Origin of the sequence: Microvirga tunisiensis, assembly GCF_009296175.1 — a bacterium.
Taxonomy (GTDB): domain Bacteria; phylum Pseudomonadota; class Alphaproteobacteria; order Rhizobiales; family Beijerinckiaceae; genus Microvirga; species Microvirga tunisiensis.
On record NZ_VOSK01000070.1, the window covers coordinates 1 to 26736 of the forward strand.

Sequence of the window (26736 nt, forward strand, 5' to 3'; positions counted from 1 at the left end):
GCCGACACCATCGGCGCTCAGCAGCACGATGGCGGCCCGCCAGACATGCTTCTGGGCCGTGTTCCGGTTGCTGATAACAGCCTCAAGGCGCTGCCTGTCTGAGGAGTTAAGGGTGATGGAGATACCAGTGCGCATGCTGCAGCCTCGCATACGCACAAGCCAGGGGGAATCCTCACGCGGACTCTTTTGTTAGGCGGAAACCACTAGCTCCTGAGCCGCGTGTTGAAGGTCCAGAATGAATGAGCCGAGACCGAACAGGACCGCGCGCCACTCGACCGGCAACAGTCGCATTTCGAGTGCGACTGTGCGGGGCGCGCGGCGCGGGACTTCGGCTGTTTGGCTGGACATCGGAGCCTCCATTCCGGGGGTAAAAAGAGCGGGGGCTGGACGCTCGGGAGAGGAGGGAGAAGTCATCGCAGATCAGATCGACGGTATAGACCTGCTCGCCGTTCTTCGCATAACCGCCTTGGCGGATGCGGCCCTCGGCTTGGACCAGATCGCCGGTCCCGACATAGTCCGCGATGTACTTCTGCATCCGTTCGTTAAAAATCGTCACGGTGTTGTAGTGAGGATCGTCCTTCCACTCGTCGCCTTCCTTCACCCGATAGTTGGCGGCGATGGTGACTTTCAGGGCCTTGCCGACCTGGGCGCCGCGGACCACTTGACCGCGGATCTCAAACTTGGCGACGTTTCTCATCGTCTTTCTCCTGAAGGTGGGGCTTAAGACCCCGTTGTGACGAAACCCGGCCATGACGGCGCGGGCGGGACTGAACCCCTTCCAAGGGGGCGGAGCGAAGCGGTACACCTGAGCAGAAGGGAAATTTGCAAGGCTTAAGCCTGATCGCGAGGAAGGCCCGAAGGGCAGGGGAAATTTCTCGGCTGCGAGAGTTTGGGGGACGAACGTGGCGGCATAGGGATTCACAAGAGCAAAAGGGGTTAGGCTCCACTTTGGCGAACGACGGGAAACCGCTTCCTGTGCTGATCCGTGGCGTTCGCTCGGCCGTGTCCATCGGCTTTGTGAAAGTCGCCTTTGCAACGGGCCAGGCGCACTGGCGCCTCCGGTTGGGTGATCCGGCGCAACCGCACTCTCGATCTGTGCGGATGCAGCTCGCGCGGATCTCGACACAAGAGGGCCTGCTGGCTGCTGCCGGCACACCATCCACCAGAATCGAGAGGCGACGGAGGGCAGGTCATATCAATGATCCCTCGCCGCGGCGGCATTCCAGCCTGCAAGCCTCAAGAGCGACTTTGATAGGAAGAGCTCGCCGACGTGTGCGGCCTTAATCAAGCCGCGCAGATCCCCACTGGGGCTGGCGCATTCGTGTGCCTCGATCCGCTCACGAATGAGCGCAACGGATGTTGCGGCCGCTGCATTCCCCACCACGTCACATGCCTTGATCCATGCTGATTTGCTGATTCCAACTTGGTCTGAAGTGACGTCGGCGGCCCCGGCGATCGCGAACCAAGTTTTCGCGTATGCGGCGAACCCCCTCCGTTGAGAGCGTGCGGTCATGACAAGCCCGATAGAAAATTCAGAATGTGGATTAAGTCTCGAGCACGCGGATTGTATCAGCGGCCACCGATTGTCGTGCAAGCGTGATGCTGGCACGCCTTGCGACCAAACGATGCTCATCGGATTGGCTCGCAATTGGCTGAGCATCAAAGGCCTGACGGGTCACTTCGCGGCTTCCAACCGAGGACGGGCACGGAGCGGTGTTCATAACTCCGGCCTCCGATTCCGCCATCCCTGACCTAACAATGTTTCAACTCCGATTGGAACCGTAATGGGCGTGTCCGCGCGAACGAGGTCACGGAATTCTGATTGTCGAAGACAGGTTTACCACCGTCGCAAGTTACCAGTCATCCGACAACCCCGTGCGGGCTTGGTTTCAGTGACAGGCCCTTTGATCTTGGCGAATCGGAGAGCCGTTCTCTCATGGTGTCGCACTCACCTAACTTCCTTCATGAGCTAACCTATCACTCACTACGCCCTGTAGGGAAGCCCGGGAGGATAGCTTGGCGCACGAAGAGCATGAGTTGAGCGTGCGACGCTCAAAGTCGATGACTCACCGGCCTACGAGTTCTGACGGACGGTGGTGAGCAGCCTTAGCCGGGCTTGCTCTTGCGAGGCGCGCGTTTCGTTTTGCGTGTGCCTTTGCGCCCGCGCTTCTCACCCTGATCGGGCTCTTGTGTCAGGGCTGTCAAAGCTGTCGCCTGGGACGATACCGAATCTTTCTCAGCCAGGGAGGCCAGGCTCGGGAACGACGCTCCAGATTCCAATATCCCTCTGACGACATCCCCTAAAAGAGCATCCGGCAGTGCCGGGTGATACTCCCACGCACGGCCTTTGCCATGGCTGGCCGTCACCCGCTTGCGCTTAATCAAACCAAGGCGTTCGAGACGCTCCGTGTATTTGATGACTGCGGTTGATGTGACCTTTGTCAGCGCTTTCAAGCGTGCTGTTGTCATGGGTTCCTGCGGGGTTGAAAACTCATAGATGATCCACAGGATTCCGAGGTGCTGGAGGGCCATGGCGCCTGACTCGTTCTGGAGTAGGTCGGCCAAAACAAGGCGGATGATGTCCCTGCGCACAAAAGCCAGGGCTTCCCCATGAAACTGTCGATTGGCCGCTTGCACCGCGTTTTAATTCCTTCTAAGGGGAATTTAAAGGCTTTGTCAGAGATTTTTGGGCGATCCTATTCCATCGGCTTCACCAAGCGCAGCGCGCAGAAGTAGTAGCGCATTGATTGTCCCCTGTTTTGAGGGGGAATGCCGATCGTCCTGAAACCGCAAGCCTTTGACACTCGATTGCTTTTCAGGGACCCATCATCATGAACGGCAAGGCACAGACTCTCTCAGTCTCCCCAACAGACCCCCGCTCCGCCGAGAAGGCCTTTATTCAAGCCACACTCACGGCAACGGCGCTCTCTGCGGACAATCCAGAAGCGTCCAACGCATTTAGCAGACTGTTATGGGCCCTCGGCAGCTCTCCCTCGCTTGATGACGTGGGACAGCTTGCCGAGCGGTGGATTGAGACGATTGAGGAAACTGGCCCTGTGGGTTCGGTCGATCCGAAGGAGCTGGTGGAAGTTCTCCTGATCGGCGCGGAAGCCTACATGGGCCCGATGGCACAGCACCCGGTCTGTCGTCACTGAGAACGACTCAACGAAGACGATAAGGTGCGTCAAGGCAGGTCTGGGAAACCGGACCTGCCTTTTCTGATTCAGGCGATCACTGGCGATGCGCCGGCAGGGGCCATCTTACCGGCCCACCTTTTTCAGAGCCTCGATCCCCGTAATGGGCTCGCCGGTCTCGGCAATGTGTGCCTGATTAAAATGCTCAAGAGCATTGTCCGCGATCATGAGCAATTTGGCCGATCTCGCGCCCCTGTGATTGGGAGCGTGCTTGCGGGTGATGAGGCCACGTTCCGCGAGCTGCTTCGACAAGAGGTCCATCTGCGCCCGAAACGCGCCCGTCAATCCGGCCATTTCCGTCGAGGTCGGGGCTTGACCTTTGGCGTTCCGCTCGGCCACGATCTGCACGAAGGCAAACTGGCGCAGCCGTGCCGCGCCGGTATCACTCGGGAAGCGGCTTGCGAGGATGGCTTGTAACAGGGCCTCGGCGGGAACCTCCAAGCTCGCGGTCGCCGGAGGAGCGGACACCTCCTGCTTGGCGTCTTCGGGATCTGCACCGTCGAGAACGTCGATTGCAAAGTCCAGGAGCCGTCCAATCGTTATCGGAAGCCGCTCGTTCCGGCTCTCCGCAAGCGCCACGGCGCGCCCGTAACTCTCTGCGCTCACGAATGCCTTGGTCTCTCTCATATCGGCCAAGAGCGTCTTCTGCGCCTTGCGCCAACTGGCATGATACTTGGTACGCGGGTTCATGACTTCTTCGCCACTGACTGAAAGAGCAGGGTGTTTGGGTGGGGCAGGTCGGACGCGGCCCATAGTCCGCGCTTGGCCTGCTTAGCCGTCAACTCTGCCACGAGATAAGGCATGTATACAGGCTTTGCGTCATTTGAGAATGAGGCGAAGGCAAACCCTTGTGAAATAAGGATTGTCCCAAGGTCTAGGGTCTGCCCTCCAACCTGGACCGTGCAAACGACAATAATCGTCGCTGGTGCCCCGGCGATCTGCGCGACCGGGACACAAGAGGGGGAGGTGTCGCGGATCACGGCAGCAAGATAGCTCAAGGATGCCTCGCCGCAGTCGACGGACGCTCCGGCCTGATTTGTGAACCGGGTTCCTCGGATACAGGCTTGGACCCCATAGAGCCGCATCCTCTGGCTTCCCTGCTGCCAAGTGTCGCCAGTCTCGAAGGTTACGCCATCCTTGGGGATGCCAAAGGCGGGCTGCGCCTGAGCCGGGGCCTGTGCGGCGGCCAGAGGAGGGAGGGCGAGAGCCAAAGTCGCTGCATACAAGAGGGCAAGGAAAGACATTCCCCCGCGCTGGTGGGTTCTGGTCACGTCCTTCGTCCGTACCGGCCACAGGGATAGCCTAGCAGTCATAGCCGTCGTTGGTGTTGGTGATGCAGGACACGTTGTAGCCGGCCCCTGAAACCAGGTACTTGCAAACGCTGGTCCCTGCCCCGTCTTTGGTCCCGGGTGCATCACAGTTGAAACCGGCCTTCACAAATCTATCCAACTTGCCGCCTCTTGCGCATCCGAACTGGCAGGCTTTCAGGATTGAAGATTGAGTGAGAGTGGAGCATTCACCCAGGTAGCAGATCCGCTGACCAACTGCGCTCGTTAATCCCTGCTTTTGGGCAAGAGACCACTGGTCCCGCTGATACCGCATCCAGGCATCGACCTGGCCTTTGGGATCGTTCAAAAACTGCGCGGGCGTACCATCGTAGTACCGGCTCAGCGTGTCGCTCGCCCCTCCAACGCAAAACTGAAATGCCCCATAGCACCGGGTGCCATTGATCAGAGGAGAGACGGAACCAAAATTCCCTTCACTCCCGCTCACGTTGGATGCGTACTCGGCACACTCCGGGTGCATACCCGCGTTCATAAGACTAACAGCGGTTTCTCCGGCGTGGGCCAAGCCGGCGGCAAAGACAAGCAGAGATCCGGCCAGGCGGGCAAATGACAGACGCCAGGTGCTCATTCGGTCGGCCCAACCGGCTGCGTCTCAACCCCTGAGAACGTGTCCACGAACAGCTTTGAGTAGTCCATTGAGAGGGTCGCCGTGCCGTTGCCGCCGAGATATCCGCGCGACATCCTTGTGATCTGGCCGTTCTTCTTGAGGGCGAGGATATACGGACAGTCGCTTTGCATGGAACAGCCGCCATTCTGAACACTCAAAATCCACTCGCCGGACGGAAGAGAGATTCGCGCTGTCGATATGTCCGGGTATTCATTGCGCATACCCGATGGCATAAGCTCATCATCAGGCCATATGCCATCAGGATCTTTGGACACGTTTTCATAGCTAAGGGTGGGCTTAAGCTTGTAACCGGGAGGGGCGCTCTGTTGCGCAAGTGCCGGGAACACACACGATATGACGAGCGCCGCCGCCACAGAAAGTTGTGCAAACCGCATGTTTCAGCCCTCTCTTATGAATTGGACGATCCGCCATGAAAGGCGGATCAAGCGATAAACTCCGTAGGTCATGGCGAGTGCCGTCAGGCCGGAAACCACGATGGTGTATGTCGAGTTGTCACCCATCCATTTGACTGGCCATGCCGGATTGAACAGGTGAATGACAAAGTCGGCCACGTAGGAGACGGTATAGAGAACCGGGCCGATATAGCCCCATACCGCTACCAGCGCGATGATTCCCAAACCGCCAACGAGAACGGCCGCGTCGAGACAACCGCCTCGGGGCTGTGGCACGTCCTCGTACTGAATGAATGGGGGCTCGCGCGACGACATCGTTCCTGTCCTTAATCGCCTCCATACAGATTGAACCAGAATCGCTTTGTCTGGCCTCCATAAGCCAGATCGACATAGTAGGGCTTCTCTTTTCTTGGCCGCTGCTCCACCGCTTGCGGATCAATGCAAGCGTGTGGGACCTCGCAATTGAGCTCATGAAAGCGGGGGGTGTTCTCGGCAACAAGAGCCGCGCATTGTCCGCCTCGCTCGTCGGCCATGTAATGCCCATCGTCACTCGGCCGAACGCTGACCATGCCTGTGGAACAAGGATCATAAGGCTCGTATCCGGGCGCGCTCGCCCGACCTTCCGAGCAGACCGGCCACGGCCTCCCCTTGGCAAGCTGCTTGAACAACTGCTGCATGATTGGGACGCAGTAGGGAATGCCGCCCCATGACGGATTGGAGGCTGCCGCACACAGCAACACTTTGCAGCCGAAAGACGCGTCCTGAGCCACGGCCGGAGAGGCTGCCGAAGCCCACAGCATCAGCGCTGTTCGTACAGGTTTTCTCACAAAATCATTTACCTTGCGTTTTCATGTATGCTAATAACGCAATATTAATTGCATAGCAAGGAGGCGCCCATGCGCTCGGCTGTCCTCGCCATCCTTCTAACCGCGGCCGGATCGGCTCACGCGACCGGTACGCCTGAGGCGGCTCCCTTGTGTGATCCGGTTGAGGCTGGCCTTGTGCGCAAGTTGGTTAAGGAAGAAGCCACAAAGCAGGGCGTTGATGTGAAACTCGCCCTCGCGATTGTCGACCAGGAATCTGCCTATGGTGCGCGGGTTAACTCCGACAAGAATGCGCATGGACCCATGCAGCTGATCCCCGGCACGGCTGCCATGTATCAGGTCAAGGACATCTGCGACCCTGCGGAGAACATTCGTGGCGGCGTGGCCTTCCTCAAGGATCTCGCGGCTGAGTTCGGCGGCAACATCTTTCTGATCCTGTCCGCCTATAACGCCGGTCCTGGCCGCGTGTACGACGCGAAAGGCATCCCTGCGATTTCCGAGACCGTGCGCTACGTCGCGACGGTCGCCAATGCTTATTACGGTTTCGACAACTCCCTGAAGGGCGGCAGCCGCTCGGGAGCCAGTCGGAAAAAAGCGGCGGCTGCACAAGAGCCCGACGCAACCCGCACTGACGCCTCCGGTCAAACGTGGATCGGCGGCTCGGTTCTTTATGTGGACTGAGGACGAAACCCCAATGAACAAGACTGATAGACTTGCGCCAAGCCTGACCACGCTCAGGCTCGTCGCGGCAGTCGCCCTGATCGGCACTGTCGCAGCCGTTGACCCGGCCTTCGCACAATCGGCTGGCGGGGCCTTCCAGCCCATCGAGACGGCCTTTGGTCAAATCCTAGCGTTCCTGACCGGAAGCTTTGCGACCACGGCTGCAACCATCGCGGTTGCAGTAGCTGGCTACCTCGCGCTGACATCCCGCATCCCGTGGATGATGTGCTTCTCGATTATCGTCGCAATCGCCTTCATCTTCGGCGCGACGCAGATCGTCGGCACCCTTTCCGGTGGCCTCGGGGGCGGCTAATGGAGGACGTCAAGCCCCATCTTGACCACCTTGTTGGCGGCCTCACGCGGCCGCCGATGATGCTTGGCATTCCGTACGTGCTGTTCGTGCTGGAGTTCTGCCTTGTCGTCCTGATCTTCATCAACACCAAGAACCTTCTCATGTTCTTGCTGGTGGTCCCAGTTCACGCCATCGCCTATCTGCTGACGGTACGGGATGCTCGGTTTGTAGACATCATTCTCGTTCGCTTCGGGCGCTGCCCGTTCACCCGCAATCGCTCCTTTTGGGGCGGCGACTCATATACACCATAGGTGAGGGCCGGCATGAGCCAAGTGAACAAGGCCGTTCGCCCTCTCCTGTCCTTTGGGGCAATTGCTGCTCGCGAGAAGAAAATCGCCGATATGCTGCCATACCTGCGGCATGTGGATGATCAGACCATCCGCACCAAGGACGGCATGCTCATGTCGTTCGTGAAGCTGGAAGGCTTCTGTTTCCAGACTGCGGACCAGGCGGCCATCAACCAGAAGCTCGAAGGCCGGAATACCTTTATCCGTGCGCTGAACGATAGCCGCTTTGCTGTCTATTCCCATATCATCAGGCGCGAAATCCAACCCTCCATTCCCGGCCAGTTCAACAACGCTTTCTGCGATCTGCTGAACAAGCGTTACTCTGAGACAATCCGCAATCAGCGCATGTTTGTGAATGACCTTTATCTGACGGTCATTCGCAAGGGCTTTCAGGGTAAGGTCGGCATGGCCGATAAGGTCATGAAGGGCTTTCGCAAGGCAGCAGGTGTGTCTGCCGCGGAGTTGGACAAGGAAGCGCGCAAGGAACTGAGAGAGGCCGTCAGCAACCTCAAAGAGCAATTTGCTCCCTATGGCGCTCGAGTCCTGTCGCTGGTGGCTCGCAATGGCTCCGTCTATTCGGAACCTTGCGAGTTTCTGGCTCAACTGCTGAACGGGGGTGTCGAGATCCCCATGCTTCTCCCGCGCATGGGATTGGACACCTACCTTCCCACGCGCCGGATTACCTTCGGCAAGCGGGCTCTTGAGCTGCGCGGCGCTGTGACCGGCGACAACCGCTATGGCGGCATGGTCTCGATCCGCGAGTATCCGGCGCTAACCGGGCCGGGGATGCTTGACGGGCTGCTCAAGATCAAAGGCGAGTTCATTGTTTCACAGTCATTCGCCATTCAGGATCGTGCTCCGGTCCTGTCACAGATCGGCAAGGTCGAACGTCAGATCGGAGCCTCGGATGAGGGCGGAACCGAAGTTGAGGATATTGTTTCCTTGGCGCGGGATGAACTTGTCTCGGGCCGCGCTGTGTTCGGGGAACATCATCTGACGGTCCTGTGCCTCGGCAACACCATGGCTGATATGGAGCGGTGTGTTCAGGACGTCACCAATGAAATCCAGCAACTCGGGATGACCGCAGTTCGTGAAGATATGAACGCTGAGCCAAGCTTTTGGGCGCAGATGCCAGGCAATTTCCCCTATATCGCTCGCCGCGCGCTGATTACGTCGCGCAACTTCATGGGCTTTACCTCGCTTCATAACTTCGCCTTGGGCCGCCGGGACGGCAACCATTGGGGACCGGCTATCTCCCTGCTGCAAACGACCAGCAGCACCCCCTATTATTTCAATTTCCACCGTCGGCAGGTCGGTAATTTCACGGTCGTGGGCCCAACCGGCTCCGGCAAGACCGTGGCGCTCTCCTTCCTCATGGCGCAAGCCATGCGGGTTCAGCCGCGCCCTCGCTGCGCCTATTTCGACAAGGACCGGGGCGCGGAAGTGTTCATTCGGGCCATGGGTGGCGGCTATGAGGTTCTGGAGCCCGGTGTTCGAACCGGCTTCAATCCTCTCCAACAGGGCGATGCTCCGGCGAACCGAGAATTTGTGAAAAACCTCCTCCGGTTCATGGTCCGTCCTGCGGATGACCGCGACCTCTCGGCCGAACAAGAGAAAATCATCGAGGGCGCCGTCGATCAGATCTTTGAAGTGCCGGTGACAGAGCGGCGTCTGTCCGATGTGACCATGCTCCTGCGGGGCCGGGAGAGGGCAGGACACGACGACTTGGCCTCGCGCTTCGAGGTCTGGCTGAACACTCGCGGCTGGCTCTTTAACAATCCGGTCGACTCGTGGTCGGTCGGCAATGGGATCTTCGGCTTCGATATGACCAAGATCCTCGACGACGACGATCTGAGGACGGCGGCTCTCGGCTATATCTTCCACCGCATCGAGGGGGCCATGGATGGCACCCCCATGATGCTGTTCATTGACGAAGGCTGGAAGATCCTGCGCGATCAGAAATTCTCAGCCTTCCTCAATGATAAGCTTAAGACGATCCGTAAGCTCAACGGGATCGTCGGCTTTGGAACGCAATCCGCCAAGGACATTGCATCAGCCGAGATTGCTCATACGCTCTTTGAGCAAATCCCGACAAACCTGTTCTTCCCGAACCCGAAAGCGGATGAGGAAAGCTATCTGAACGGCTTCAAGCTGTCGCTTCGTGAATTGAAGTGGGTGCGGGAGACAGCCCCGGAGGCACGTCAGTTCCTCATCCGGCATGACTTGGATTCGGTGATTGCCCGCCTTGATCTCTCACAGATGCCGGACCTTGTGAAAGTTCTCTCCGGCACCCCTGAGCGGGTGTCCGAGTGCAAGTCCCTGCGGGAACAGTATGGCGATGATCCTGAAGCTTGGCTCCCGTATTTCTGCGGCTGGAAGGATGGAAAATGAACAGGGTTGCTCTTGCGCTCTTTGCTGCGCTCGGCATGAGCGTCACGACCAGCACTTTCGCGCAAGTGCCTGTCGAGGACGCCGCGCGCCTCAAGGAAGAGGACAGGACAGCGCGCTGCATGTTGCGTTCGCGCACCTACAAGGACAACACCCTTCAACCCACGCGAGGCGTCAAGGAGAGTGTTGTCGCGCCGAAAGCCGGGGGCGCTTCGATGAACGCGGGAACCTCCGATATTATCGGGCCGGGTTCAACCTTGGGCGTCGTGAATGGCATTGATGTGGCGGAGCTGATCAGCGGAATCCTCGGCGGGATCGGTGCGGTTCAAGGCAAGAACTTCGCCGCCATGGCGCAATCCATCAGCGCTCTGTCAGCCGCTATTGAAGCCAATATGCAAGGGCTGAACCAAGGAAAGGCGCAGATCGGCGCTGTCGAGTCCTTGCAGGGCGCTTGGGGCCAGAACTCTCAAGCGAGGATCGGCACGGTTGGGATCTGGGGGCAGGCGATCCAGGCCGGTTCGATCCGGCTCCAGTACGAGAACGACAGGCTGATCCGGATGCTCGATGAAGCCAGCCAGCGGCAAAAGGTTCTGACCTATGACCCCGCCGATGTGCGGCTGGTCGATGAGCAAGCCCGACCTCAACAAACAGAGTAAAGGAGGGTTGAGTGCGTTCCATTCGCTCGATTGCCATTGTAACAGGCCTGCTGGTGCTGAGGGCTCCGGCTATCGCACAAGTGCCGGTGATCGACTCCGCAACGCTGTCACAGGCAACGCAGACCGCCTCGAACACGGCAGCGATCATGAACACCAACCAACAGATCATGCAGACCGTGCAGGAGACATTGAAGGCTGTGACCGGCAGCCGTCAGACCGGCTCGATGGCCAACGCGGCCCTCGGCTCCGGCTTCAACATGTCCGGTGCACCCTCGCTCTCCTCAATCCTTAGTGGCGGACAGATGGCTTGGGGCAATCTGGGCGAGTTCGGGCAGGTCGCGGCGGGGATTATCAACGGGCTCAAGCTTGTCAACACCCTCACAGGTCTCAGCGGCTCTAGCTCCACCGGCACCGATAAAGCCTATCAAGGTGCGGTCAACACCGCGACGGCTTTGCAGGGCATGGTTTCGGGAACCCAGTCCGCGGCCTCCTCCCGCACCCATGCCTTCCAGGCGGCGGGAGGCCAGATCGGAACGGCGCAAGACATCAAGGGCTCGATTGATCAGAACAGCCAGTTGCAGGTGCAAACGGGCCTGACTGTGAATGAGTTGATCGGCGTCATGAATTCGGCGAATGCCGCCCTGAATGCACAGCACATGCAGGATCTGGCCGGACAGGCTCATGCAGCAAAAGTGCTTACCTATCATCCTTCCTCTGTCCGGCTGGTTGCTCCCTAACATGCCTCGATTTCTGACCCGATTGGTAACTGCTGCGGCGCTCGGCCTCTCCCTCCTGGGGCTCTCGGCCTGTGCCGGTCATAAGGAACTCAAGGCTCCTTGCTCGTTCTCCGGCTCCTTCTTGAGCGCAAGCGCCTTCGCGGCGACTGAGGATTGCGGCCCTCTGCGGCTCCTTAATCAGTAACGAAGGCCCGCTTGATGAACAACGTCATTGGCGCCCTGTTCAACAAAGTTGACTCGCTTGGAATGTCGGCCGTCCAGGCGATTTACAATCAACTTGCAACCGCGCTACAGCCAGTTTTCCTCCTTGCAATGGCGATCATCGTAGCGTTTTGGGGCTATGAAATGCTGATCGGGCGTGTCGGGCTCTCGGCCCCGGTGTTCCTGTGGCGCATTGGCCGCATGATGCTGATCTATACCCTCGCGGTCTCGTGGGGGGACTTTCAGGTTCTGGTTGCGCAAGTCCTCACGCAAGCTCCGGACAGCCTTGGGAACGTGGTCTGCCAAGCCGTTGGCGGCGGCTCGACCTGCGGCAATGGTGGTGGTTCGATCGCAAGCGGGCTGAGCAATTTGTGGAACGCGGCGAACAGCGCGGCCCAAAAGATCAGCGCAGCGGCCGGCTGGGCGAACTTCGGCATGACGATCCTGAGCTATATCGTGTTGCTGGTGGCCGCCGTCTTTGTGGCGATTGCAGCGTTTCTGATCCTTATGGGAAAGATCGCGCTTTTCGTTCTGCTCGGCCTTGCCCCCATCTTCATCGCCTTTGCGCTTTTCGGAATTTCCATTCCTTTCTTCGACGGTTGGCTTCGCTCCTGCGCGCAATACGCCATCATCCCGCTCGTCGTCTATGGTCTGCTTGGCTTCTACATTGTCCTGCTCGACACAGTCGTCAACGATATGTCCGCCGCCGTTTCGAGCGGTGAGCCTACGCTAACCGTGATTGCTCCTTTCATCCTCATGTGCGTGATCGGCTGGTTTATAGCCTATCACTGCCTCGGCATCGCACAGGGTATTGCCGGAGGCGCGCGCCTCAGCACCAATGGCTTGGATGGGACTGCCAAGCATGGAGCCCTCGCCGCCGCCGTCCTGGGCGGGAAAGGTTTGCTCCTGACCGGGATCAAGGCGGGCCAAGCCTACCGCTATCTGCGGGGCCATCACTCGAACCAAATTGGCCCCAGCCACCTCGAGAAACAACAAGCTCTCATCACGTCCGCTCTGGACAAGAACCGTTCGTAGGCGAGAAAACCAATGTCTGACCTGGCTAGCAATGCTGCCCCTGCACCGCTCGTCCATCAAAACTACTACGATGAAGGCGTTCGGTGGGAACAGTCGGTTTATCAACGGACGGTGAACTCTCTTCGCGTGTGGCGGGGCGTGGCCGTCATCCTCGGGCTCGGCCTGCTGGTGGCGCTCGCAGCTCTCGTCCTGCTCCTTCCGCTCAAGACCTTCGAGGTGGTGACCCTGATGGTCGATAAGACAACCGGCTTTGTGGAAGTGGCTCGCCCTCTCGAACAGGGCGGAACGATCTCACAACAAGAGGCCGTGACGCGCGGCAATATCGTGCGCTTCCTGCGGGCGCGTGAAACCTACGACCCGAAGGGCCTGCGCGATAATTACGAGCTCGCGCTGCTCTACTCCGCTGGAGCCGCAAGCCGGGACCTCCAGGCGGAATTTGACAACTCCAACCTGCGCAACCCCATGCGCCGCTACGGGCCGGACACGGTTGTATCCGTCATGGTCAAGTCTGTGATTTTCCTCAATGAGCGCACGGCGGCCGTGCGCTTCCAGACGACCCGGAAGAATGACCGGGAAACCGTGACGGAGCACTGGGTGGCCAATGTCCGCTTCCGATACACGTCGGAACCAATGCGCAATGACTGGCGCTTCGACAACCCGCTCGGTTTCCAGGTGACCGAGTACCGCAAGGATCAGGAAACCGTCGGCGCCACCGGGGAGGCCGGACAATGAAACAGCTGCTTTTGCCTCTGGCCGCTCTGCTGGCATTGTCCTCGGGGGCCTCGGCTGAACTCGTCCCAACTGCGGTTCGGGCAGATCAGCGCATTCGGACGGTGACCTATCACAAAGACAATGTTGTGTCGCTGGCGGGAACGCTTGGCGTCTCGACCATGATTGTCTTTGGCGAGGATGAACAGATTGCAACGGTCGCCATGGGCGATAGCGTCTCTTGGCAGGCTGTGCCTGATAAGAGCAAGTCGTTCTTGTTCATCAAGCCGCTTGAGCGGGATGCGGTGACAAACATGAATGTTGTCACCAACAAGCGGATTTACAACTTCCTGCTCAAAGCGGGTGCGTCCAACAACAAGGATATGACGTTCAAACTCCGGTTTGAGTACCCGGATGACATCGTGGATGCTCGCCTGCTCGAACAGGCCAGGCGCATGGCGGCGATGCCGAATTTCCAGCAACTCAAGAGGAACGCAGCGAACGCGAACTTGGATTATGGGTTCAAGGGCTCACGCCTGAACGTGCCACAGAATATCTTCGATGATGGTGTGAAGACCTATTTCACGTTCGCCGGGGAGGTGCCGGGGATCTTCCTCGTCAACCCGGACGGAACGGAAAGCCTGATCAATCACAGGCGCGAGGGTGAAGTGATCGTGGTCGATAAGGTGGCCGCGCAATGGACCCTGCGCGCCAACAATGAGGCGACCTGTGTTTTTAACCTCCGCGCCCAACCGGCTGAGGTGCCTCAGTCGATGATGACGCCGGTTCAGCCCCAGGTTCAGATGGTGGGGGAACCGGCTCCGGCTCCAGCCGTGGCTCCCGTTCTCAAGGCAAAGGGCTGATCCTCGATGTCGCGCATTGACTTTGAAACCGAGGAGGCTGGTTCTGGCCTTCCGCGACAGCAATCGGGCGGACCGAACACGATAGCAAAGGTCGCGCTCATTGCCGTGACGCTTGGCGTTCTGTCCTGGATTTGGCTCTTCAACAGCAAGAGCGCGAATACGATCCACGAAGAGAAGCCGGAAGCCTTCAACACGGCGCAAGCCAAGAATGTGAATTTCGACTTCAAAGAGCCGCCGCCGAAAACAGACAACCGGCTGGTGATTGAGCCGCCGCCGGTGGTGGTCGCGCCCCCTCCGCCTCCTGTGGCCGTGATCCAGCCTGCGCCGGTCATTGACGATAGCGAGGCGCGTCGCCTCGCCGAAGAGGAAAAGCGGCGACTTGCGGAAGAGGCTCGGCGGGAAAAGGCCCTGCGCTCGGGAATGCTGATCTTCGATCAACAGACTGAAAGCGAGGGCTCCCTTGCCGGTGGAGCGGAAGGGGGAGGGGCCTTGCGCGTGGAAGGGCCTAAGACTGATCCGAACCGCGCCTTCATGGCTCGGGCCGCGTCTCAAGATGTCGAAAGAGCCCGCGCGACCAGGAACCATCGGATTGATGCGCTGATCCCGCAAGGGACCATGATCCGGGGCATTCTCGAAACCGCCATTCAATCGGACCTGCCCGGCATGGTCCGCGCGATCACCTCCGAGGATGTCTATTCCTTCGACGGGCGGCGGATGCTGATCCCCAAGGGAACCATGCTGACTGGCGAATACCGCTCTGGCCTGGCGCGCGGCCAAACAAGGGTTCTGATTGCATGGACCCGCATGTTGCGCGCCGACGGCGTGTCCGTGGCTCTCGGCTCCTACGGGACGGATGGGCTCGGGCGCTCCGGCCTCTCCGGCGACGTGGACAACCATTATCCTGAACGGTTCGGCTCTGCGATCCTGCTCAGCATCGTGGGTGGCGTGAGCTCGTTCATTGCCGGTCTGAACAACGAGGGGCAGACGGCGTCTGCCGGAGGCGGCTCTTACATCCAGCAGCAGGCCCAAAGCCAAGCCCAACAGACCATTGCGCAAACGATGTCCGACCTTGCCAACCAGGCACTCAGGGACTCGATCAACATTCCGCCGACCATCCACGTCGATCAAGGCACGCGGATCATAGTCTTCGTCAGACGAGATCTTGATTTCTCCGGTCTTTATCAAGATCCGGTCAAAGAGGCATTGCATGAACTGCGTCGTGCGAGAAGCGTTACAAAGTGAGACGGGGAGCGTGTGGAACACGCTCCCGACCTTCCTCCGGCAAGCCTGTGAGCCGATCAGACGCTGGCTCGAAGACCCCGACGTGATCGAGATCATGTGCAATCGGCCTGGGGAGGTCTGGATTGAGTCAACACGGCACGCTGATATGCAGCGGTTTGAGGTGTCGGCGCTCACAAGCGTTCAGATCGAGCGCATCGCGCAACAGGTGGCCAGTTATACCAAGCAATCTGTGAATGAGGTGACGCCACTCCTCTCGGCGGCCATGCCGCTTGGGGAGCGCTTCCAGGGCGTCTTGTCGCCTGCCGCGCCGCATGGCGGCATGTTCTCGATCCGCAAGCAGGTGATCCGCGACCTTTCGCTCGAAAACTACCTCGATAGGGGAGCCTTCAATCACGTCAAAATCTCCGGGCCACGCGAGGTCGATCCTGACGACATCGACGAAACCGATGAGGCGTTTCTTGAACTCCTGGGCGATCCTACCCCGGAAGGCCGCATGAAGGCGCTGAGGTTTGCTGTCGAGAACAAGTATACCGTGCTCGTCGCGGGCGGCACGTCGTCGGGCAAGACAACCTTTCTCAATGCGCTTCTCAAGGAAATTCCTGTGTCGGAACGTATCTTGAGCCTTGAGGACACCCTGGAGCTCAAGCCTCCGCAACCGAACTGGTGTGCCCTCCTGGCCTCGAAGGGCGATCAGGGGCTTGCGAAGGTGACGGTTCAGGACCTGCTGGAAGCTGCCATGCGCGTGCGCCCTGATCGGCTCTTGCTGGGCGAAATCCGCGGGGCGGACGCCTTCACCTTCTTGCAGGCGGTCAATACCGGACACCCCGGCTCCTTGAGTACGGTCCATGCCAACTCGCCACAGGACGCCATCACCCGCGTGGCACTTGCGACCATGCAGGCCGGGCTCGGCCTGACCAAAGCGGAACTGTCCGAGATTATCCGGGCCACGGTCCCGGTCTTCGTCCAGTTGCAACGCAAGCCCACGCGCAGCGTGTCGCAGATCTATTTCAACAAATTCCAGAGGGCAGGGCGGTGAAGTGGAAACGCGGCTTGTTTGTGACAATCGGCGCTCTCGCTGTTGGCGCTCCGCTTGCCTTAAGCGGGACGTTTTTTCTGTGGTCGTTCAACTATGCGGCGGCCACATACCTGCTGAGCCGTCAAACCGCCATGTGGAAGGCTGTCGTCCTTGATGGCCACTGGCGCGCGGCCTTCGACCAGGTGGATGTCTATTGGGGACATCCCATGGTCATGAAGCTGGTCACGGTCTCATTGATCGCCCTGTTTTGTGAGATCGTCCTCTTGGTGGTAATCGGCGCATTGCTCCACTTCCAGCCCTGGAAGGTGAAGCCTCCCAAGGGCTCGGCGCGCATTGCGACCGAAAGCGATTTGGAAGAAGCAGCATTACTCGACGGGGAGCCCGGTTACTCCATCCTGCTGGGCTCCTACAAGGGGAGGAAAGTCCGTTACAGCGGCGATAGCCATATCTACGTGAACGGGCCGACCCGTTCGGGCAAGGGCGTCGGCTTCGTCCTGACCAATGGCCTCGAATGGCGCGGCTCGCTCATCGCCCTCGATGTCAAAAAGGAAATGTGGCAGGAGGTTGGGCCTGCGCGCCTTGCCATGGGCCAAGAGGTCTTTCTATTCAGCCCTGGCTCTGCAGAGTCCCACTGCTGGAACCCGCTCGATAGTGTCTCGGACTGGCCGCGCCGCGCGACCGAGATTGAGAATATCGCCAATACCCTGATCCCGTCGCCTGACCGGGGCGATGCCTATTGGACGGCAACCGCCCGGAGCATCTTTGCGGGGCTTTTAGGCTACATCCTCGACAGCAAGCGCATGGAAGGGCGGCGAACGATCCGGTCTGTGGTTCGGCTCTTCAGCACCGGCAAGGATTTGGCCGGTCTCATGAAGCAGATCTTGCAGGATGAGCCGAACCTTCACCCCTATGTGGCGGACAAGTTTCGCCAGCACATGAGCCGCGATCCTGAGCAACGGCCTTCGTTCGAGGCCCATATCATGACCGCGCTCAATGCCTGGAACGGTGAGCTCATGGCAGCCGCCACAAGCCGGAGCGACTTCGATATTGCTCAACTGCGCCGCAAGCCCTTTACAGTGTTCATCGGAACGCCTGCCGGGGATCTCGGGACGGCGGAAGCTCTCATTCGCCTGTTTATCCAACAGGTGCATGATGTGCTGATGCGCGCGCTGCCGGGGAAGGATGAACCGCACAAGCTGCTCATGATGCTGGATGAGTTCTACCAGTTTGGACGGCTGCCCGAGATCGTCGACAAGACCCCGCTCGTGGCCGGCTACGGCTTCAAGATTGCCATTATTGCGCAAAACATCCCGCAACTGGATGCGCGCTATGGCAAACCGATCCGTGACATGCTCCTCGGCAACATGGATGTGAAACTCAACATTGCCGTAGGTGATAAGGCCACGGCGGATTACGTCTCGGAGGAGTTCGGCCGCCATTACGTCTTGCGGGAAGGATGGAGCTCTTCGCCGGGCCGGGGAGGGATGGGGCTGGGCTCCAACACGCGATCTGGCCGGTTTGAGGCGGAACCTCTCATCAGCTCGGACGCGATTCGCCGGTTCGACAACCGCAAGTCCCTGCTCCTCGTGCGCGGTCATAACGGCGCGGTCCTCGATAAACTGCATTTCTTCTTGGATCAGGACTTGATCGCCGCCCGTACGAGAGTAGCGCACTTTGGCGAGGCCCTGAATGTGCCGGTTCTCGAACCGCTCAATGAGGGGCCGCTGTTTGAACAAGCTCCCGTGGCTGTGACGGCTGCGCCGGAGCCGGACATTGTGACACCGGCCATTGCTGTGCCGGAGCCTGCCGCCGAAATCGCGCCTCCTGCGGCGGCGCCCACGCCGGAGCCCTATCTCGTCCAGGCGCTCGAGCCTGCGGCGGTGGATGCCGTAGGGCCTACGAGTGCCGACGAGGATGAAGAGGAGAGTTTCAGCCTCGATCTTCCGGCCTTCGACGGCCTCAAGAAGCTCCTGAATCAGGCGGATGCAGTAGCGAAAACACATCCGGCCGTTGCTCGTCTCAAGAAGTTGGTTGAGGAGGATGCGAACGCCGGGTTGGTGGAGCCGGGAACTGATCTAAGCGCATTTATCCGGGCGTGAGATGGACCAAGATGGCAGGTCATAGGCAAAGTCAGCCGGTCCCCACGACCCGGCCGGGAGGTGGCTCATGATCGATCGCTGAGTAGCACTCTCCACCTGTGCAACGCCGGTCAATGCGAACAGCGGTGCATGTCTGTCACTGTTCATGCTGCCGGTTAAGATGTTAATCTGTTCCCAGGTCAGTATAGGGCCGTAACGACAACACAGAGGGATGTCATGGCTTGGTTCCGAGAAGAAACACGTCAGATCAGGGCGCTCTCTGTTGCGCCTAACAAGCTGTCCCCGCCATCGCGCCTGGTGCTCCGCGGGCGCATTGTCACCATGGATGAGGCGTTCAATGTGATTCCTGACGGTCTTCTCGCCATTGAGGATAAACACATTGTCCATTGTGCTCCTAGTGATCAGCCGCTGCCAGGGGATTTCGCCGCGCACAAGCCCATTGACGTCAACGGCACGATCTATCCCGGACTCTTCGAGCTACACAATCACCCAAGCTATAATGCCATTCCCCTCTGGGCTGTCCCGGCTGCATACCAACGCCGCAAACAGTGGCAGGATGCTGCTAAGTATGAGCGTTTTGTCAAGAACCCGGCGACCTTGCTCACGCACGATCCGCTCTCAAACAATGCCCGCGCCGTCATTCGCTTCGTTGAATCTCGCGCCTTGCTTGGAGGAGTAACCACTACTCAGGGTCTTTCCATCTTGAAGATGGATAACAATGAAAAAGCCGCTTACGCAGGGCTCGTCAGGAACGTCGAGCTTCCAGATGATAAGAGCTGGCCAATTGCTGAAGACCGTATCGGCGATTTCACATCCTTCGATCAGGCTAACAAAAAATATGGACCGATCCTGGGTGATAAGACGAAGCCCTTCCTACTCCATCTCTCCGAAGGTACCGACGATATCTCGCGGGGATTTTTCGAGGCATTGAAGAGGCCAGATGGCTCGTATCTAATTGGTGCGAACCTGATCGGGATCCACGCTACAGCTCTAAACCCCGAGCAAATGGGACGTATGAAGGAAAGCGGCGGGATTGTTTGGTCGCCACTCAGCAACTTTCTTCTTTACGGCGCGACAACCGATGTCGCGAGCGCAGTCAAATCCGGTGTCCCGATCGCGCTCGGCTCGGATTGGGGACCCAGCGGCACAAAAAATCTGCTCGGGGAGTTGAAGATCGCCAGAATTGTTAGCGCTCAACTTGGGAGCCTCTTCTCTGATCTCGACCTCGCGCGAATGGTGACCAGCACGCCAGCTAGGATGATGGGATGGGGCGAGTTCCTGGGAAGCCTAGAAGTGGGGAAGATTGCTGACCTTCTTGTTCTCGATGGGACTTCGAAAGACCCTTACGCGCAGCTCGTTGAAGCGTGGGAAAGTGAGATCATCGCTGTGCTTATTGATGGCCGGCCGCGCATTGGCCGCGCGAGCGTCATCGATCCCACAACGAAAGGCGTCGAGATGCTACGTGTTGGTCAGCAGGACATGGTTCTCGACATCATTGATCGTGGGCACCCGCTCGACGGCATGGCGCTTGGAACCGCAATATCGACGCTGAGTTATGCGCTCGAGCATCTGCCTGATCTTGCTGAGCAGTTCCTCCCGCAGCACCAGCTAATGAGGGAGGCCGCGGATCGCTTCTATGTCCAACTCGATATGGATGAGGACTATGCGATGGAGCTTATGATCGGGGCAAAGGCGATAGGACGCACGGACGTCGAACCCATGGTCCTCGACCCGATAACTGAGATCGACGACGATCAGTTCCGGGTAAGAATCAAGCAAAACATAAACATTCCGCAGTGGCTCCGATCAGCACTCTAGCGCCGTTCGCGCTCCACGGCCCGCCAGCCGATGTCCCGGCGGCAGAAGCCCTCGGGCCAGTCGATCCGGTCCACCGCCTCATAGGCTTTCCTCCGGGCCTCGCCGACGGTGGAGCCGAGGGCGGTCACGTTGAGCACCCGCCCGCCATGGGCGAGGATGTGGTCGCCGTCCTGCCTCGTGCCGGCATGGAAGACGACGACGTCGTTGAGTTCCTCGGCCCGGTCGATGCCCCTGATCTCGGAGCCCTTCTCGACCGTGCCCGGATAACCCTTGGCCGCCATCACGACGGTGAGCGCCGCGGCGTCGGACCATTGCAGGGAGACGCCGTTCAGGCCGCCGTCGCAGGCGGCGAGCAGGGCGCTCACGAGGTCGGACTTCAGGCGCGGCAGCAGCACCTGGGTCTCCGGATCGCCGAGGCGGGCATTGTACTCGATGAGCTGAGGCCCGTCCTCGGTGAGCATGAGACCGGCATAGAGAATGCCCGTATAAGGCGTGCCCCGCGCCGTCATGCCGGCGAGCGTCGGCTCGATGATCTCCCGCATGACCCGGGCCTGCAGCTCGGGCGTCAGAACGGCGGCGGGGGAATAGGCGCCCATGCCGCCGGTGTTGGGGCCCTTGTCGCCATCGAAGACGCGCTTGTGGTCCTGGGCCGTGCCGAAGGGAATCGCGCGGGCGCCGTCGCAGAGCGCGAAGAAGCTCGCCTCCTCGCCTTCGAGAAAGGCTTCGATCACCACCTCGGCCCCGGCGGCGCCCAGACCGCCGCCGATCATCATGTCGATGGCGTTCTCCGCCTCCTCGAAGGACATGGCGACCACCACGCCCTTGCCGGCCGCAAGGCTATCGGCCTTCACCACGATCGGCACGCCGTAGTGGCGCACGTAGGTTTTCGCGGTCTGCGCATCGGTGAAGCGCCGGTAGGCGGCGGTGGGGATGCCGAACTCGGCGCACAGATCCTTGGTGAAGGCCTTGGAGCCTTCGAGTTGGGCGGCGGCTCTGCTCGGCCCGAAGGCCTTGATGCCGGCGGCCTTCAGGTCGTCCACGAGACCGGCCACGAGGGGCGCCTCCGGTCCGACCACCACGAACCCGACCTTCATCACCCGGCAGAAATCGATCACCGCCGGATGGTCGGTGACGTCCAGAACCACGTTGGTGCCGTGCTGGGCCGTGCCGGGATTGCCGGGAGCGATCAGCAGCCTGTCGCAGAGAGCGCTCGCCGAGAGGCTGCGGGCTAGGGCATGCTCCCGCCCGCCGGAACCGATGAGAAGAATGTTCATGGACTTGCCTCCGAAGTGATGCCAGCGCTCTTGGAGCATCGTGCGGCCCCAGAGGGCCTCGTCAGTGAAAAGTAGACCCGGTCTTCCGTACCGAACGATGGTCTCATCAATGAAGGAGCATCGGACGCGAAAGTGCAGATCCACTTTTGGGTTCGATGTTTTAGAGGAGATCCTGAAGGCCATCCAGTGTTACGCTGACCGCGTTGCCGTTCGGACTGGAGCGAGAGTAAAGCCCTACAACCTCATCCCGGCTGTTGAGAACAGGTCCGCCGGAGGAACCGTGCGGTCCCGATTGCGGGTCAGAATCGTGTATAAGAAATCACACAATTCGGTAGACTTGGCCTGTGGTAGCATCACGGTAGAGATCAACCGTCGTGCCGTTCCAGTGATAACCGAGATGCCGGCCCTGGATGGGATTTGCAGCACCGTCTGGATAAAACAGCCCCACACACTCGCCACCTGGATAGCAAACGCTCGGGTAAACGACCCCATCAGAGCCTGTGGCCCGAAGCTGAGAGCCTAATGCTTGGCTTGCCTTATAATCGTCGGGCAGGAGCAATCCTGACCGGTCAATAGTACTGCTCCTGAGATCGTGCAGGTGTGCATTGATCTCGAGCAGGATCTCCCGAAATTGGGAAGTCCACCCAGCCGGTTCATTGGTGCGGGCCATGAACTGCCCATGGTGATGAATCGTCTCGAACAGGGCGACCTCAAAGGAATTGCCTGCGTAAAGGACACCGAAGGTCCCGTCGCTGAACCGGCTCGGCCGATCAGTGCTCACATGGGTGAAAGGGGCCATGAGATAACTCGCCCCCGGACCAGCGACGCGGCGTTTCTCGGGCACGAGATCAAGATTGCCGATGGTCTCCATCAGACGTGGATTCGTTTTCTGCTCCGCAGAGATGATGAGAGGCCAATCGGCTGGATCCGCAATGTCTTCGAAAAGGTCAATCGGCGGAAAAATGCTTCGGATGATCCGAACCGAGCCGCGCCAACTGATCCCAGAGACGGGGATCGCATCACTATCGATCACCAGGTGCCCCGCTCGGCATCCAAGTAGCGACGAACGCGCATCAGGTCAGTGAGTTCGCCACCGAGCATCACCTCAAGAGCCGATCTGTTGGCGAATGCGGAATTGGGTGCCTTGATCCAGGCATAACCGCGTTGCGGCTCCCGGAAGATGATCCGCAGGGCCTTGTGGATGCCCATGAGATTGGACAGCCGGGCCTTGCTATCCCGATCAATGCGCCCGAGGTCGCCAGCCTTCCATCGCCGATAGGTTCGCACGGGTAAATCGAGCAGAGTGGCCGCCTCTTCATCGGTGATGTCCCACAGGCGGAACAGATTGAGGGCTGCGCGAAACATCGCGGCGGCCTCATCATCGGTAATCGGCGCAGGCCGGAAGTCCTTGGGTGCAGTGTCGACGGGCAGCAAGGCAGCCATAGCAGCATCTCCCATATGACATTATATTAGTGTTTTAATGCCATATGGCAACACTCAGTTCCTTACCCTCTGGCTGGAGTGTGCCATAAGAAGGGACCGACAGAAGGAGGTCTCCCGGTTGTGGAATCAAGCCGACGTGCAACGGTTAGCAGGTCATCGCTCCTCGGCCAGGGGCTGCCGCGGCGAAGCTGTTAGGGTTGCGCGGCCCTGAGGCCGATCCAGCTGGCCTCGACCTTCTATGCTGACAAGGCTGTTAGCTTGGGAATTATTGTGCAGCATATAACCCGTTCACTTTGGAAGCCAAACCCCTGAAACGGCTGCCATTCTGGCGCTTTCTCCCAGTCCTCTTCATCAAGTTCATGCCAGTTCGGAGTGAGCTCAGAACCCGGGCCCGACCAGGAAGTGCTCATGTTTATATGATTGACCATACCAGATTTGCACACATATATATGTCCGTTGAGGCGAAAAGTTTTCACATATATATGTTAAATGCCCGTCAGAGCGGACACGCGAACATGAACAAAAATCAGGCGGCGCTCGCGCGCAAGCAGCTGGAGAGGCGGGTCGCGCCTTTGCGCGCTCTCAAGCTCGTGCCTCCACCGCGCGGCTGGATGAAGGCGATCCGCGAGGCTTTGGGCATGAGCACCCGACAGCTCGCTGCCCGCATGAAGGCGGCTCCCTCCCGCATTTCCGCAATCGAGAAGGCGGAGGTCTCCGGCGCCACGACGATCAAGACCTTGCGCGAAGCAGCCGCAGCGATGAACTGCACCTTCGTCTATGCCTTCGTTCCGACGAAGCCGCTCGATGACATCGTGCGCGATCGCGCGGCTCAGAAAGCCGGGCAGATCATTGCGCGCCTTGATCATACGATGCACCTCGAAAACCAGGCGCTGCTCAAATCCGATCTCGATGACGAGCAGCGTCGCATGATCGATCTGATCCTCACCGGCTCGCCACGAAGCCTATGGGACGACGAGTGATCCCTCATGTCCGATGATCCGCTGTTCCAGGACGATGATGAAGCCAACACGCCGCTGACGGCCGAGGAGCGCGAGCAGCTCATCCCCTCCTACATCACGCTGCGCCATGAATTGAACGAGGCCGAGCAGGTCAATATCGGCGAAGCGCTGCGCTGGGTAATGTCGCGTAAGCGCGACGTGCTGGATCAGGATTTCCTGAGTGATCTGCATCGTCGCATGTTCGGCGACGTCTGGCGCTGGGCCGGGCAATATCGCACGACCGCACGCAACATTGGCGTCGACGCCTATCGCATCGCGATGGACGTGCGGCAGGTCATCGACGATGTCCGCTACTGGGCCGAGCACGAGACCTACCCGCCTGACGAGATCGCCGTGCGGTTCAGCCACCGCCTCGTCGCAATCCATCCCTTCCCAAATGGGAACGGTCGTTTTTCCCGTCTGGTCGGCGATCTTCTTGCCCGTCAGCTCGGCCGACCCGTCTTCACCTGGGGCCGGATGAACCTGATCGACGCCGGTGAAACCCGTGCGCGCTATGTGGCGGCTCTTCGCGCAGCCGACAACCACGATATCGCGCCGCTGCTCGCTTTCGCGCGCTCGTGACAGGCGCCAGCAGCCCCGTTCCTCAACACGAGCCCAGCAGGGGATCGCGCGCCTGGATGGCGGAGGATCTCCAGGGCACGATCCTAAAGTGTGATAGCATTACTTAAGACTGGAGTAACGTTGCTGTGCCCCGCCGCAGACGAACATAGCAAGCGTTTGTCTCTGCACCATGAACCCTTCTCTCATTCGCTGGAGCCTGCGCTCACCCGCGGGTTCGAAACTCTGGCTTTGCCGACGCCTTTTGCAACAGATTGGATAGGGCCAGCGGCTTCTTGTACCGAGACGGTAGCCCAGAGGCCGGCCGCGAGCTCTTAAGGCCGAAACAGCGGCCCGCCCCGTTGCGCTTGCACCACGAGACGAGAACCCGGTTCCACGCACAGATCAATCATGAAATTCTCTCCAGGTTTGCCGGCGTCGATCGCGGCGCCCCAGACCGTTCCCAGGGCCCGGCTCAACTCATCCGGAAGAACCCGGCAGTCGTTAAGCAAGGGGACACGAAGCTCGCACTTAACCTCTTGCTCTTCGGACTTACGGATCAGGCGCCGCGCCGCAGGGGATTTCGCAAAATCGAGAAGCGCTTCGGTCAATTGGACCGGCGTCTCACCACCATCGATCTTTTCGTCATCCCAAATTGCGATGGTTTGTGCTTCGATCACAATAGCATTCCTCTCCTTGTGCGCGTGCTTGCCCGCATCGACCAGCACATTCGTCCAGGGACTGCATCACGCAAGATCAAGCAGTGCTTTGCCTACCGAGGCCAGCGGCATCACTTCGACATTGTCCCTCAGCGGAAAACTCTCCTGGCCCGGGTAAACAACAATCCGCCGCTCAGGAGCAATGTCCTCACAGGCAAGATAGAATCCCTTCTCAACCTTCGGGGCGAGGCTGCGCTTTATCTCGATTGCCCACGAACGCCTGCCGGGAGGGGTCAGAAGCAGATCAATCTCGGCGCCTGCGGCAGTTCTGTAAAAATTGCTCTGCGTATGTTGCGGGGCCGCGGCAATGAGGGTCTCTATGACAAAGCCCTCCCAACTCGCCCCCGCCACGGGATGCCCGAGCACGTTGTCGAGCGTGGTTAACCCGAGGAGCGCATGCGCAATCCCGCTATCCCGAACATAAACTCGTGGTGATTTAACGAGCCGCTTGCCGACGTTTGCGTGCCACGGTTCCAGGCGGCGTACGAGTAACAGGTCAACGAGGAGATCGAGATAAGAAGCCACTGTCTTGCCATCAACGCCAAGGGCGCGTGCGAATTCGGCGGCATTCAGAAGGCCTGACTGGTGATGTGCGAGCATCGTCCAGAATCGCCGTAGCGTTTCTGCGGGAATACGTGGGCCGAGAAGCGGGATGTCGCGCTCCAGATAGGTGCGGATAAAATCTTGCCGCCAACGTTGGCTCGCTCCGTCGCTTGCCGCAAGAAAGCTGTCGGGAAATCCTCCTCGCACCCATAGTGGATCTATGTCCTCGGGGGATATCTCGAGACCATCTATCGGTCGCATCTCGAGATAAGCAATGCGCCCCGCGAGTGTCTCGCCCGACTGCTTTAGCAGCTCGATCGAAGCTGATCCGAGGAGCAGAAAATGACCTGCTCGCCTTCCATTCCGGCGGCCTCGGTCGATGAGCCCGCGCAGGTTCTGGAAGAGGTTCGGCATTCGATGAACTTCGTCTAGGATGACCAGCTTGTCACTGTGCTGACTGAGATAGAGTTCTGGTTCGGCGAGTTTAGCTCGGTCGGCGTCAGACTCCAGATCAAGATAGATCGAGGAGCGCTGTTGGCCTATGCTAACCCATCTTATGCACGATGCGGCTGAAGAGGGTTGGCGAGTGTAGCCTAAGTGACTGACGTGTCGTAGGATTTGGTTGCTGACACCAACCCCTGCCACGATTGCACCGTGCCACACCCGCCATGACGG

At 59.4% G+C, this 26736-nt stretch carries 30 protein-coding genes and 1 pseudogene; 16 read left to right on the top strand and 15 right to left on the bottom strand.

Annotated elements, in window-relative coordinates:
- The 4 genes and pseudogenes from FS320_RS47970 to FS320_RS17850 all read right to left on the bottom strand — a co-directional run.
- Positions 1–135: pseudogene (locus FS320_RS47970) on the bottom strand (IS630 family transposase); the annotation flags it as partial.
- A gap of 37 nt (positions 136–172) precedes the next feature.
- Entirely contained in the window at positions 173–697 is a 525-nt protein-coding gene (locus FS320_RS47975) for a single-stranded DNA-binding protein (RefSeq protein ID WP_244627204.1), read from the bottom strand.
- 498 nt (positions 698–1195) lie between these two features.
- Positions 1196–1513 (bottom strand): replication initiation protein RepC, encoded by a 318-nt coding sequence (gene repC / locus FS320_RS17845; protein ID WP_162003067.1) that lies wholly within the window; start codon positions 1511–1513, stop codon positions 1196–1198.
- A 593-nt stretch (positions 1514–2106) separates the two neighbouring features.
- Positions 2107–2637, bottom strand: coding sequence for a winged helix DNA-binding protein (locus FS320_RS17850; RefSeq protein ID WP_152713175.1), 531 nt, complete (start codon positions 2635–2637; stop codon positions 2107–2109).
- Positions 2638–2831: 194 nt separating this feature from the next.
- Here FS320_RS17850 and FS320_RS17855 point away from each other — a divergent pair, with 194 nt between their 5' ends.
- Entirely contained in the window at positions 2832–3155 is a 324-nt protein-coding gene (locus tag FS320_RS17855; protein WP_152713176.1) for a hypothetical protein, read from the top strand.
- Between the two features lie 105 nt (positions 3156–3260).
- Here FS320_RS17855 and FS320_RS17860 read toward each other — a convergent pair whose 3' ends face one another.
- From FS320_RS17860 to FS320_RS17880, 5 genes are read right to left on the bottom strand one after another with little or no spacing between them, the layout of a single operon-like run.
- Positions 3261–3884 (bottom strand): hypothetical protein, encoded by a 624-nt coding sequence (locus FS320_RS17860; RefSeq protein WP_152713177.1) that lies wholly within the window; start codon positions 3882–3884, stop codon positions 3261–3263.
- On the bottom strand, positions 3881–4465 hold the full coding sequence (locus FS320_RS17865) for a thermonuclease family protein (RefSeq protein WP_338105398.1): 585 nt from the start codon (positions 4463–4465) through the stop codon (positions 3881–3883). Before FS320_RS17865 ends, FS320_RS17860 begins: the two co-directional genes overlap by 4 nt.
- Positions 4466–4496: 31 nt before the next feature.
- Positions 4497–5108, bottom strand: coding sequence for an acyltransferase (locus tag FS320_RS17870; RefSeq protein WP_152713178.1), 612 nt, complete (start codon positions 5106–5108; stop codon positions 4497–4499).
- Positions 5105–5542, bottom strand: coding sequence for a hypothetical protein (locus tag FS320_RS17875; RefSeq protein WP_152713179.1), 438 nt, complete (start codon positions 5540–5542; stop codon positions 5105–5107). The genes FS320_RS17870 and FS320_RS17875 overlap by 4 nt, the downstream gene beginning before the upstream one ends.
- A 3-nt stretch (positions 5543–5545) precedes the next feature.
- Positions 5546–5875 carry a hypothetical protein gene (locus FS320_RS17880; protein ID WP_152713180.1) on the bottom strand — a complete coding sequence of 110 codons (330 nt, stop codon included), beginning with the start codon at positions 5873–5875 and terminating at the stop codon, positions 5546–5548.
- A gap of 581 nt (positions 5876–6456) precedes the next feature.
- On the opposite strand from FS320_RS17880, the gene FS320_RS17890 reads away from it, so the two are divergent.
- The 13 genes from FS320_RS17890 to FS320_RS17950 all read left to right on the top strand — a co-directional run bounded on the left by FS320_RS17890 (position 6457) and on the right by FS320_RS17950 (position 20526).
- A complete protein-coding gene (locus FS320_RS17890) occupies positions 6457–7065 on the top strand; it encodes a lytic transglycosylase domain-containing protein (RefSeq protein WP_152713182.1) in 609 nt (202 codons plus the stop codon).
- Between the two features lie 13 nt (positions 7066–7078).
- On the top strand, positions 7079–7417 hold the full coding sequence (locus tag FS320_RS17895) for a TrbC/VirB2 family protein (protein WP_152713183.1): 339 nt from the start codon (positions 7079–7081) through the stop codon (positions 7415–7417).
- The gene (locus FS320_RS17900; RefSeq protein WP_152713184.1) at positions 7417–7707 is read left to right on the top strand and encodes a VirB3 family type IV secretion system protein; all 291 of its coding nucleotides are present in this window, start codon (positions 7417–7419) and stop codon (positions 7705–7707) included. Before FS320_RS17895 ends, FS320_RS17900 begins: the two co-directional genes overlap by 1 nt.
- A 12-nt stretch (positions 7708–7719) precedes the next feature.
- Positions 7720–10134 carry a VirB4 family type IV secretion/conjugal transfer ATPase gene (locus FS320_RS17905; protein ID WP_152713185.1) on the top strand — a complete coding sequence of 805 codons (2415 nt, stop codon included), beginning with the start codon at positions 7720–7722 and terminating at the stop codon, positions 10132–10134.
- A complete protein-coding gene (locus tag FS320_RS17910; protein ID WP_152713186.1) occupies positions 10131–10787 on the top strand; it encodes a hypothetical protein in 657 nt (218 codons plus the stop codon). The genes FS320_RS17905 and FS320_RS17910 overlap by 4 nt, the downstream gene beginning before the upstream one ends.
- A gap of 11 nt (positions 10788–10798) precedes the next feature.
- Positions 10799–11524, top strand: coding sequence for a type IV secretion system protein (locus FS320_RS17915; protein ID WP_162003068.1), 726 nt, complete (start codon positions 10799–10801; stop codon positions 11522–11524).
- A gap of 198 nt (positions 11525–11722) precedes the next feature.
- Entirely contained in the window at positions 11723–12760 is a 1038-nt protein-coding gene (locus tag FS320_RS17920; RefSeq protein WP_152713187.1) for a TrbL/VirB6 family protein, read from the top strand.
- A gap of 12 nt (positions 12761–12772) precedes the next feature.
- On the top strand, positions 12773–13492 hold the full coding sequence (locus tag FS320_RS17925) for a VirB8 family type IV secretion system protein (RefSeq protein ID WP_152713188.1): 720 nt from the start codon (positions 12773–12775) through the stop codon (positions 13490–13492).
- Positions 13489–14331 carry a P-type conjugative transfer protein VirB9 gene (virB9, locus tag FS320_RS17930; RefSeq protein WP_152713189.1) on the top strand — a complete coding sequence of 281 codons (843 nt, stop codon included), beginning with the start codon at positions 13489–13491 and terminating at the stop codon, positions 14329–14331. The genes FS320_RS17925 and virB9 overlap by 4 nt, the downstream gene beginning before the upstream one ends.
- A 6-nt stretch (positions 14332–14337) precedes the next feature.
- Complete coding sequence (virB10, locus tag FS320_RS17935; RefSeq protein WP_152713190.1) at positions 14338–15573, top strand: type IV secretion system protein VirB10; 1236 nt, start codon at positions 14338–14340, stop codon at positions 15571–15573.
- Positions 15539–16609, top strand: a complete 1071-nt coding sequence (gene virB11, locus FS320_RS17940) for a P-type DNA transfer ATPase VirB11 (protein ID WP_152713191.1) — start codon at positions 15539–15541, stop codon at positions 16607–16609. Before virB10 ends, virB11 begins: the two co-directional genes overlap by 35 nt.
- A 20-nt stretch (positions 16610–16629) precedes the next feature.
- Positions 16630–18708, top strand: a complete 2079-nt coding sequence (locus tag FS320_RS17945) for a type IV secretory system conjugative DNA transfer family protein (protein ID WP_338105399.1) — start codon at positions 16630–16632, stop codon at positions 18706–18708.
- A gap of 216 nt (positions 18709–18924) precedes the next feature.
- Entirely contained in the window at positions 18925–20526 is a 1602-nt protein-coding gene (locus FS320_RS17950) for an amidohydrolase family protein (protein WP_152713193.1), read from the top strand.
- Here the strand turns inward: FS320_RS17950 and purD are convergent.
- From purD to FS320_RS17970, 4 genes are all read right to left on the bottom strand, one after another.
- Positions 20523–21800 carry a phosphoribosylamine--glycine ligase gene (gene purD / locus FS320_RS17955; protein WP_152713194.1) on the bottom strand — a complete coding sequence of 426 codons (1278 nt, stop codon included), beginning with the start codon at positions 21798–21800 and terminating at the stop codon, positions 20523–20525. The two genes, FS320_RS17950 and purD, sit on opposite strands and share 4 nt — an antisense overlap.
- Positions 21801–21960: 160 nt before the next feature.
- On the bottom strand, positions 21961–22113 hold the full coding sequence (locus FS320_RS50760; RefSeq protein WP_162003071.1) for a hypothetical protein: 153 nt from the start codon (positions 22111–22113) through the stop codon (positions 21961–21963).
- Between the two features lie 6 nt (positions 22114–22119).
- Positions 22120–22833: an RES family NAD+ phosphorylase gene (locus FS320_RS17965; protein WP_162003070.1), complete on the bottom strand. Its 714-nt coding sequence runs from the start codon at positions 22831–22833 to the stop codon at positions 22120–22122.
- Positions 22830–23243, bottom strand: coding sequence for an MbcA/ParS/Xre antitoxin family protein (locus tag FS320_RS17970; protein ID WP_152713196.1), 414 nt, complete (start codon positions 23241–23243; stop codon positions 22830–22832). The genes FS320_RS17965 and FS320_RS17970 overlap by 4 nt, the downstream gene beginning before the upstream one ends.
- Before the next feature lie 515 nt (positions 23244–23758).
- Here FS320_RS17970 and FS320_RS17975 point away from each other — a divergent pair.
- The gene (locus FS320_RS17975; RefSeq protein WP_152713197.1) at positions 23759–24223 is read left to right on the top strand and encodes a mobile mystery protein A; all 465 of its coding nucleotides are present in this window, start codon (positions 23759–23761) and stop codon (positions 24221–24223) included.
- 6 nt (positions 24224–24229) lie between these two features.
- Positions 24230–24823, top strand: a complete 594-nt coding sequence (locus FS320_RS17980; protein WP_152713198.1) for a mobile mystery protein B — start codon at positions 24230–24232, stop codon at positions 24821–24823.
- A 311-nt stretch (positions 24824–25134) separates the two neighbouring features.
- Here the strand turns inward: FS320_RS17980 and FS320_RS17985 are convergent, their stop codons facing one another.
- Both FS320_RS17985 and FS320_RS17990 read right to left on the bottom strand, forming a co-directional pair.
- Positions 25135–25527 (bottom strand): hypothetical protein, encoded by a 393-nt coding sequence (locus FS320_RS17985; protein ID WP_152713199.1) that lies wholly within the window; start codon positions 25525–25527, stop codon positions 25135–25137.
- Between the two features lie 18 nt (positions 25528–25545).
- The gene (locus FS320_RS17990) at positions 25546–26619 is read right to left on the bottom strand and encodes an ATP-binding protein (protein WP_338105401.1); all 1074 of its coding nucleotides are present in this window, start codon (positions 26617–26619) and stop codon (positions 25546–25548) included.
- Positions 26620–26736 lie beyond the last annotated feature (117 nt).

Bases quoted from the DNA above. Each gene is read 5' to 3' on its own strand.
- FS320_RS47975 (WP_244627204.1), bottom strand. From the start codon at position 697: ATGAGAAACGTCGCCAAGTTTGAGATCCGCGGTCAAGTGGTCCGCGGC.
- repC (WP_162003067.1), bottom strand. From the start codon at position 1,513: ATGACCGCACGCTCTCAACGGAGGGGGTTCGCCGCATACGCGAAAACT.
- FS320_RS17855 (WP_152713176.1), top strand. From the start codon at position 2,832: ATGAACGGCAAGGCACAGACTCTCTCAGTCTCCCCAACAGACCCCCGC.
- FS320_RS17860 (WP_152713177.1), bottom strand. From the start codon at position 3,884: ATGAACCCGCGTACCAAGTATCATGCCAGTTGGCGCAAGGCGCAGAAG.
- FS320_RS17870 (WP_152713178.1), bottom strand. From the start codon at position 5,108: ATGAGCACCTGGCGTCTGTCATTTGCCCGCCTGGCCGGATCTCTGCTT.
- FS320_RS17875 (WP_152713179.1), bottom strand. From the start codon at position 5,542: ATGCGGTTTGCACAACTTTCTGTGGCGGCGGCGCTCGTCATATCGTGT.
- FS320_RS17880 (WP_152713180.1), bottom strand. From the start codon at position 5,875: ATGTCGTCGCGCGAGCCCCCATTCATTCAGTACGAGGACGTGCCACAG.
- FS320_RS17890 (WP_152713182.1), top strand. From the start codon at position 6,457: ATGCGCTCGGCTGTCCTCGCCATCCTTCTAACCGCGGCCGGATCGGCT.
- FS320_RS17895 (WP_152713183.1), top strand. From the start codon at position 7,079: ATGAACAAGACTGATAGACTTGCGCCAAGCCTGACCACGCTCAGGCTC.
- FS320_RS17900 (WP_152713184.1), top strand. From the start codon at position 7,417: ATGGAGGACGTCAAGCCCCATCTTGACCACCTTGTTGGCGGCCTCACG.
- FS320_RS17905 (WP_152713185.1), top strand. From the start codon at position 7,720: ATGAGCCAAGTGAACAAGGCCGTTCGCCCTCTCCTGTCCTTTGGGGCA.
- FS320_RS17910 (WP_152713186.1), top strand. From the start codon at position 10,131: ATGAACAGGGTTGCTCTTGCGCTCTTTGCTGCGCTCGGCATGAGCGTC.
- FS320_RS17920 (WP_152713187.1), top strand. From the start codon at position 11,723: ATGAACAACGTCATTGGCGCCCTGTTCAACAAAGTTGACTCGCTTGGA.
- FS320_RS17925 (WP_152713188.1), top strand. From the start codon at position 12,773: ATGTCTGACCTGGCTAGCAATGCTGCCCCTGCACCGCTCGTCCATCAA.
- virB9 (WP_152713189.1), top strand. From the start codon at position 13,489: ATGAAACAGCTGCTTTTGCCTCTGGCCGCTCTGCTGGCATTGTCCTCG.
- virB10 (WP_152713190.1), top strand. From the start codon at position 14,338: ATGTCGCGCATTGACTTTGAAACCGAGGAGGCTGGTTCTGGCCTTCCG.
- virB11 (WP_152713191.1), top strand. From the start codon at position 15,539: ATGAACTGCGTCGTGCGAGAAGCGTTACAAAGTGAGACGGGGAGCGTG.
- FS320_RS17950 (WP_152713193.1), top strand. From the start codon at position 18,925: ATGGCTTGGTTCCGAGAAGAAACACGTCAGATCAGGGCGCTCTCTGTT.
- purD (WP_152713194.1), bottom strand. From the start codon at position 21,800: ATGAACATTCTTCTCATCGGTTCCGGCGGGCGGGAGCATGCCCTAGCC.
- FS320_RS17970 (WP_152713196.1), bottom strand. From the start codon at position 23,243: ATGGCTGCCTTGCTGCCCGTCGACACTGCACCCAAGGACTTCCGGCCT.
- FS320_RS17975 (WP_152713197.1), top strand. From the start codon at position 23,759: ATGAACAAAAATCAGGCGGCGCTCGCGCGCAAGCAGCTGGAGAGGCGG.
- FS320_RS17980 (WP_152713198.1), top strand. From the start codon at position 24,230: ATGTCCGATGATCCGCTGTTCCAGGACGATGATGAAGCCAACACGCCG.